Genomic DNA, 2,581 nt, shown 5'->3' with positions numbered 1-2,581 from the left:
CGGCTCGTAGCCGCGCGTGGCATAGGCATCCTGTTCCGGCGCTGGCAGCGCCCGCCGATCCAGCTTCCCGTTCGGCGTCAGGGGCATCGACTCCAGCAAGATATAGGCGGCCGGAACCATATACCCCGGCAGCACCGCAGAGAGAGAGGAGCGCAGCGCCTCGAGGTTGATCGGTTCCGACTGTGCAGCTGTGCAGTAGGCCACTAGCCTCTTGTCGCCAGGGGTGTCCTCTCGGGCCAGCACAACGGCTTCGCGGATGCCAGGGTGCTCCCCGAGCCGCGCCTCGATCTCCCCCAACTCGATGCGGAACCCGCGGATCTTCACCTGAAAATCGTTGCGGCCCAGAAACTCGATATTGCCGTTGGGCAGATAGCGACCAAGGTCCCCGGTCCGGTACATCCGCGCCCCGGGTTCATCTACAAACGGATCCCGGAGAAACTTCTCTGCCGTCAGATCCGGCCGGTTCAGATAGCCCCGCGCTACGCCCGCCCCGCCAATGTACAGCTCCCCTGATACACCAATAGGAACAGGCTCACCATGCCCATCCAATATGTATATCCGAGTGTTCGAGATCGGTCGACCTATCGGAATGATCTGTGCATCTTGAGGAACGACAGAGATTTCGTGAGTGATCGCAAAGGTCGTCGTCTCCGTCGGGCCATAACCGTTAACTAACCGTTGTGGAGGATTACTTCGCAATACGTGTTCGATTGATCGCGGGTCAAGTGCGTCGCCCCCCACAATGAGATATCGCAATCTCCCAAACTCCTCGAAGTCAGAGGCTGTATGTTGGTTGAAAAGGCCAACAGCAAGCCAAAGGATGTTGACCGCGTGTTGCTTTAGAGTTCGACCAAGAAGCGTTGATTCGAGCAACACATCTTGAGCTATGACAACTAATCGACTTCCATTCAGGAGCGCGCCCCAAATCTCAAAGGTTGCTGCATCAAATGATGTATTTGAAGCTTGCGCAACTACATCTTCCGGATGGAACTGTATGTAGTTGGTATTGCGCACCAAACGGATTACGCCGCGATGTTCGACCATGACACCTTTAGGGGTTCCTGTGGACCCTGAGGTATAGATGACATAGGCGAGGTGCTGGGAAGAGAGTTCGATGGATGCGGAGTCAATGTTGGATACGGGCCTTTGGTTCCAGGGGGTGGGATCGGTGAGGTCGATCACAGGCAGGGCGTCGCTGAGCTGGGGATATAAGGTGCGCAGATGGTACTGGGTGAGCAGGGCGATCGGGGCGGCGTCTTGCAGCATGAAGCGGAGCCGATCGATGGGGTAGGTAGGGTCGAGCGAGACATAGGCGCCCCCGGCCTTGAGGACGGCGAGCAGGGCGACGATCATCTCGAAGCCGCGCTCCACACAGAGGGCGACGCGGGCGTCGGGCTTGACGCCGAGCTCGCGTAAATAGTGGGCCAGCCGGTTGGCGCGGCGGTTCAGTTCCGCGTAAGTGAGCTGCTGGTCTTCAAAGATTAGGGCCACCGCCTCCGGACTCTTCTCCACCTGCTGTTCGAACAGCTGCTGGATGCAGCTATCGTGGGGATACTCCGTGGCCGTATCGTTCCACTGATAGAGAAGCTGATCACGCTCGGCAGGCGGCAGGACAGAGAGTGTGCGCACGGTCTTCGAAGGAGCTGTCTCCAGAGCTTCAACCAGCGAGGTCAACGTAGTGGCCATGAACTGACAGATACGCATTGGTCGGATGGAGGCAGGCGCCTGTGCGGTGAGTCCCATATCCTGGCCAAGATCCTCCACCGAGAGGGTGAGGGGATAGTTGGTCCGCTCCTCCCCGCGAAGTACGCGCATCCCTTCGTAGGCTCGGAGCGTTTCTTCCGACCTCTGACCTGCTCCGGAACTGTGCCGGTAGTTGAGCATAGACGAAAACAGCGGGGTCGGCGCAGGGACGGCACTGCATCGCTGTGCGAGGGCAAGCGATGCGTGCTCATGATGCATCAGCTCGGCCAGCAGGGCATGCGTCTGACGCACGCTGGTCTCTACTCCCTGTTCTCCGGTGTGGATGCGTATCGGAAGAGTGTTGATGAAGAGCCCCATCACCCGGTCTGACCCGGCACCGCCCTGCATCCGTCCGAATAAAACCGTACCGAAGACCACATCCTCGCGTCCTGAGACCTCGCTGAGCACCCGCGCCCAGGCCAGATGACATATGCTGGCCACGCTAACGTGAAGCCTACGGGCGACGACGCGCAAGCGCCTTGCCAGATCTACGTCCAGAGATAGATGCGCTTCCTCGATGCCGGTGCCATCCCCCTGTATATCGAGCAAGCAGAAGGGTGCGGTGTGTTCGTCCACGTCGCCGAGCATCTTCTGAAAGAAGGCCTCATGCTCCTGCTGGCTAACTCCGAACCGGGCATTCGCCACCAGGTTCCGGAACGGAAGCGGGGGGGGTAAGCGGTCCTGCTGTCCCAGCAGATGTGCCTGAATCTCCTCCCACATTACTTCCAGGGAGCCGTGATCGCCCGCCAAATGGTGCATTAGCTGCACCGCCAGCCAGCGCTCCTCCACCGCATCGTGGGCAAAATAAATCCGCAGCAGCGGTGCATGGCCGATATCG

Annotated in this window: 1 protein-coding gene; it reads right to left on the bottom strand. The window is 59.4% G+C overall.

Annotated features, from left to right (window positions below):
* A partial coding sequence (locus tag GSQ82_RS10405) for an amino acid adenylation domain-containing protein (protein ID WP_158792239.1) occupies positions 1–2,581 on the bottom strand: 2,581 nt, incomplete at both ends.

The sequence above is a fragment of the Granulicella sp. L60 genome, from assembly GCF_009765825.1.
Taxonomy (GTDB): Bacteria; Acidobacteriota; Terriglobia; order Terriglobales; family Acidobacteriaceae; genus Edaphobacter.
The sequence above is the reverse complement of the archived record's forward strand: the minus strand, read 5'-3'. Positions and strand labels throughout refer to the sequence as shown.